4 protein-coding genes are annotated in these 4,597 nt (G+C 59.3%); 2 read left to right on the forward strand and 2 right to left on the reverse strand.

Annotation, left to right across the window (positions count from 1 at the left end):
* Positions 1 to 2,055, forward strand: a 2,055-nt coding sequence (locus tag B2V21_RS14480; protein ID WP_286917209.1) for a chromosome partitioning protein ParA, incomplete at its 5' end; no start/stop codon positions are given.
* A gap of 51 nt (positions 2,056 to 2,106) precedes the next feature.
* Here B2V21_RS14480 and B2V21_RS14485 read toward each other — a convergent pair.
* Both B2V21_RS14485 and B2V21_RS14490 read right to left on the reverse strand, forming a co-directional pair.
* On the reverse strand, positions 2,107 to 2,733 hold the full coding sequence (locus B2V21_RS14485; protein WP_286917210.1) for a GNAT family N-acetyltransferase: 627 nt from the start codon (positions 2,731 to 2,733) through the stop codon (positions 2,107 to 2,109).
* A gap of 12 nt (positions 2,734 to 2,745) precedes the next feature.
* Positions 2,746 to 3,528, reverse strand: coding sequence for an NAD(P)H-dependent oxidoreductase (locus B2V21_RS14490; protein WP_286917211.1), 783 nt, complete (start codon positions 3,526 to 3,528; stop codon positions 2,746 to 2,748).
* An 84-nt stretch (positions 3,529 to 3,612) separates the two neighbouring features.
* On the opposite strand from B2V21_RS14490, the gene B2V21_RS14495 reads away from it, so the two are divergent.
* A complete protein-coding gene (locus B2V21_RS14495) occupies positions 3,613 to 4,527 on the forward strand; it encodes a LysR family transcriptional regulator (RefSeq protein ID WP_286917212.1) in 915 nt (304 codons plus the stop codon).
* The last annotated feature ends 70 nt before the right edge of the window (positions 4,528 to 4,597 follow it).

The following is a 4,597-nucleotide window of genomic DNA, read 5'->3' on the forward strand; positions in this document are numbered from 1 at the left end:
CTGCGCGGCAAGCTGCATCGCCTCTCGCCGATCCTCGATGGGCTGCTGGGTACCTGGCAGGACTATGCCGGCGCACGCAAGGAAGAGCTGGTCATCCAGTCCGAGCACTACCGCAACGAACAGGATGTGCTACAGACCAATCAGCGCGGCAGCACCCAGGAGCTCATGCGCCTGGAGCGCGAAATCTCGACCATCCAGCGCTGGCTCGGCGAACTCTCGGTCCTCAAGAACCGCTTTGCGCTGGTCACCGACGTACGGATGCTGGAGCAGCAGCTGCTGGCTGCTAAGGATGCCCACGACGAACTGGCCGGCGCCCTGGCGCAGTCTCGCCAGTTCAGCGCACAGGACCTGCAGGAGCGGGTCGGCGACGTCGAGCAGCGCCTCAAGTCCATCCGCCAGCAACTGGAGCATGCCGACAACAATAGCTATGCGCGCCTGCGCGAAGAGTTCTCGCAGCAGGATGTCGACCGCCTGATGCGCCTGTTCAACGGCGCGCTGTTCAGCCTGCCCACCGGTCCACGAGGCCTGGACCTGGATGACGGCAACGCCTGGGTCGACACCGTGCAGACCGTGCTTGACCGCTTCAAGGGCGAGCGCTTCGAACTGCCCGGACTCTCCATCGACCTGTCCACCATCGAACCACCGGTGTTGCAGGCCCTGGCTGATCGCGCCGCCTTGCGCGAGCAACGTGCGCGCCTGGAAAAGGAATTGCAGCAACTCAAGACCCAGCAGGCCGTTGCCGCGGACCTCTCGGCCAGCAAGTCGCGCTCCGAGACGCTGTACCAGGAGGTTCTGGACGCCCAAAAGGCCTTGGAAGACTACCGTCGCAGCCAGACCCTGAGCCGCGAAGAGCAGGACAAACTCGAGCAGCTTGCCCAACTCGAAGCGGCCCAGGACGAACTGGCGCGCTCCAGCGACGCCTTCACCGAGCGCGTCGGACAGCTGTCTGCCAAGCTGCAGCTGGTGGGCCGGCAGATCGCCGACCTGGAAAGCAAACAGCGCACCCTGGACGATGCCCTGCGCCGCCGCCACCTGCTCCCGGCCGATCTGCCATTCGGCACGCCTTTCATGGAGCTGATCGACGACTCGATGGACAACCTGCTGCCCTTGCTCAATGACTATCAGGACAGCTGGCAGAGCCTGCAGCGTGTCGACGGACAGATCGAAGCCCTGTACGCCCAGGTGCGCCTCAAGGGCGTGGCCAAGTTCGACAGCGAAGACAACGTCGAGCGCCGTCTGCAATTGCTGATCAACGCCTATGCCCATCGCACCGACGAGGCCCTGACCCTGGGCAAGGCTCGACGCGCCGCCGTCACCGACATCGCCCGGACCCTGCGCAACATCCGCAGCGACTACGACAGCCTCGAACATCAGTTGGCGTTGTTCAACCGCGAGATCAACAAGCGCCAGGTGTCGAACCTGCAAAGCTTCCGCATCGTGCTCGCACCCAACAAGGACGCCCTCAAGCACATCGACCAGATCATCCACAGCGCAGGCCAATACGAGGAAGGCGAAACCCTTTCCGTGTTCGACCTCAACCAGAGCGCCGAGCAGGACAGCAAGAACGAGGAAGCCAAGGAATACCTGGCCCGCATGGTCGCGGCCAATCATAACCAGCTCGGCCTCAAGGACCTGTTCGAACTGGCCTTCGAAATCACCAAGATCAACGGTCAACCGGTCATCCACACGGACATCGATGGCGCCGCCTCCAACGGCACCACAATGACCATCAAGGCGCTGACCAACATGTACCTGTTGCTGCACCTGATGGATCGCGATCAGGCCGGCCGCATCCGTCTGCCCTATTACCTCGACGAAGCCGCCGATATCGACGAACGCAACCAGGCCGCCCTGCTGGAAACCAGCCAGCAACTGGGTTTCACACCGATTCTGGCGAGCGTGAAACCACAGGTATCCGCTCACGTCGCCATCGACCTCGAAGGCGGCAGCAGCGCCGAAGGCATCTACATCGATGAAGCGGACTGGAAATTCATCCGCCGCCACGACGAACTGACGAAAGCGGTCGCTGCACTCGAAAGCGAGGCCACTCGGTAAACGCAACGCAATGAACGAGCCCCGCAACAGCGGGGCTTTTTTTTGAAGCCTTCAACCACTCGCCGACCTGATCAGCTCAACCGCCGCCGGGTCGGTCTTGATCAGGCTCAACTGGTGCAGGCTGATGTAGCACCCATCCTTGTATTCGACATCGCGCAACGTACCTTCGTGGGCAAATCCAAGCTTTTTCAGCAGATGCAAGCTGGCGGCATTCTCCGGCTCGACGTCTGCATGCACTCGATGGATACCCATATGCCCAAACGCATACCTGAGAATATGCGACAACGCCGCCTGCATGATTCCTTGCTTCCAGTACTCCGGCAGAAGCCAGTACCCCAGGTCGATACGGTGATGTTCGTGCTGCCAGTCATTGAAACCGCAGGCACCAATAAGTTCGCCGTCTTCCTGCCTGGCAATGCCCCACCAGATTCCCGCTCCCTCGGCCAAAAGCCAGTCATACCAACGCATCTGTTCGGCAGTCGCCTCAAGACTTTCGTAGGACACGCCATAGTGAGCGATGACCTGCGGGTTGGAGAGACCTGCAAATACCACTTGGGCATCGTCAGAACGGATACGACGAAGGACATAACTACCCAGGTTGAATCCGGGCACGTGCAATCCACTCAGGTTCGAATCAACGTCCATTTCAGCACTCAACTTCGTTATCTTCTTCTTCAAACCTTTCAGTGTTCAGTCGTCACTCATATGGATGCCCAGATCGTTACGCCCAGGCGCAACATGCGGCTTGAGAGTCAACGCCGGAATCTCATAGTCCCCACCATTCTGGCGACGAAATCGCAGCGGCTCATCATTGAACAGATTATCCAGGCGCACCGCGTAGGCTTCACAAACCTGTTCGAACCGAGTCGCGTCCATTTTGCCGGTTTTGTAGATCGGAAAAGGCGGCATCACCGTGAACCCAGGATAGAAAAGCACACCGTGTTGAATGGGGAACAGCAGATCATTCAGCGCACCGTTCACGCCTCGATCACTGTAATGCGGCTCCCACCCGCCCATGGTCACCACCAACATGGCGCGCTTTCCTATCATGCTGCCTTCGCCGTAGCGATCACCCCAATGACTTTCGCTGTGTTCGCCAACGCCGTAGGCAAACCCGTAGGCATAGACGCGCTCGATCCAGCCCTTGAGGATTGCAGGCATCGAGAACCACCACAGTGGAAACTGAAAGATCACGGCGTCCGCCCAACGCAACTTTTCCTGTTCTCTCTCGATGTCCAGCGGCTGCGTGCCCGCAGCGAATACACGCTGCGATTCAAGCGCAGGGTTGAAAGGCGCTTGGTTGTCATAACCAGGCGCATCGTCGGTATCCAGAGGCGCTTTCCAACCCATGGCGTACAGATCCGAAACGACGACTTCGTGCCCCCCGGCTTTCAGGTGAGCGATGGCGAAATCCTTGAGTGAGCCATTCAGGGATCGAGGTTCAGGATGAGCGTAGACAAGCAGCAGCTTCATGTGGAGCTCCAGGTAAATGAATGCTACACGGTAGCGACGGGCTCGCTATGATAGAAATGAATTCCCGAAACAGCTGGTATTTACATGCACAATACCTTACGTCGCCTGGATCTCAATCTACTGGTCACGCTGGATGCGTTGCTGTCCGAGCAAAACGTCACGCGCGCGGCCCGACTCCTGAATCTGGCTCAACCGACAGTCAGCCTGCAACTGGGTCGACTGCGAGAGATTCTGGACGATCCTTTGTTGCTGCCAGGCCCGCGAGGGATGTCACCTACCGAGCGGGCCAAGGCGTTGCGCGGACCGTTGCGTGAGGCGCTGGTGGCTTTGGAAGCGACGCTGAGCCCCAGCGCCCCATTCGAGCCTGCACTGTCCAATCACACCTGGAAGATCGCTGCGAGTGATTACGCCGTGACCGCATTGGTCTGGCCATCGTTGGCAGTGCTCAGGCGCCTGGCACCGGACACCCGCCTGGTGCTGTTGAACAAGAGTCCCCTCAGCCTCGCCGATGACCTTGAAAATGGTCGGATCGATCTGGCCCTGCACACCCGCGATGAAGCACCACCAAAACTGCGTCACAAGTCTTTGGTTCACGAACGCTATGTGCTGGCAGGGCGTCGCGGTCATCCCGCATTGGCAACCCCGCTTTCACTCAAGGCATTCTGTGGTCTTGAACACGCTGTGGTGTCACCCAATGGCGCTGGCTTCGTTGGCGGTACGGACCAGGCACTGGCTGCCCAGGGCCTGGAGCGCAAAGTCGTTCTATCCGTGTCCACTTTCAACTCGCTTGTCTCAGCACTGGCTCACAGTGACCTGGTCGCGGTGGTGCCGGAAAGACTTGTGCAGGATCAGCCAGCTCTTCACGTCCAGACACCTCCACTCGCTATTCCAGGTTTTGAGATGCTCATGTTATGGCCGGAAAGACTGCATCGAGACCCTGGCCACATGTGGCTGCGCGATCTCATCGCCTCTGGAATGCACAGGGGCACAGATCCATAGGCAGGCGTGCTGAAAAAACCACCCGCCAAGGTGGTTATTTTTGCCTCAAGAAAGACAAAACCCCTACCTG

The organism is Pseudomonas sp. UBA6276, assembly GCF_002438365.1.
Classification (GTDB): domain Bacteria; phylum Pseudomonadota; class Gammaproteobacteria; order Pseudomonadales; family Pseudomonadaceae; genus Aquipseudomonas; species Aquipseudomonas coleopterorum.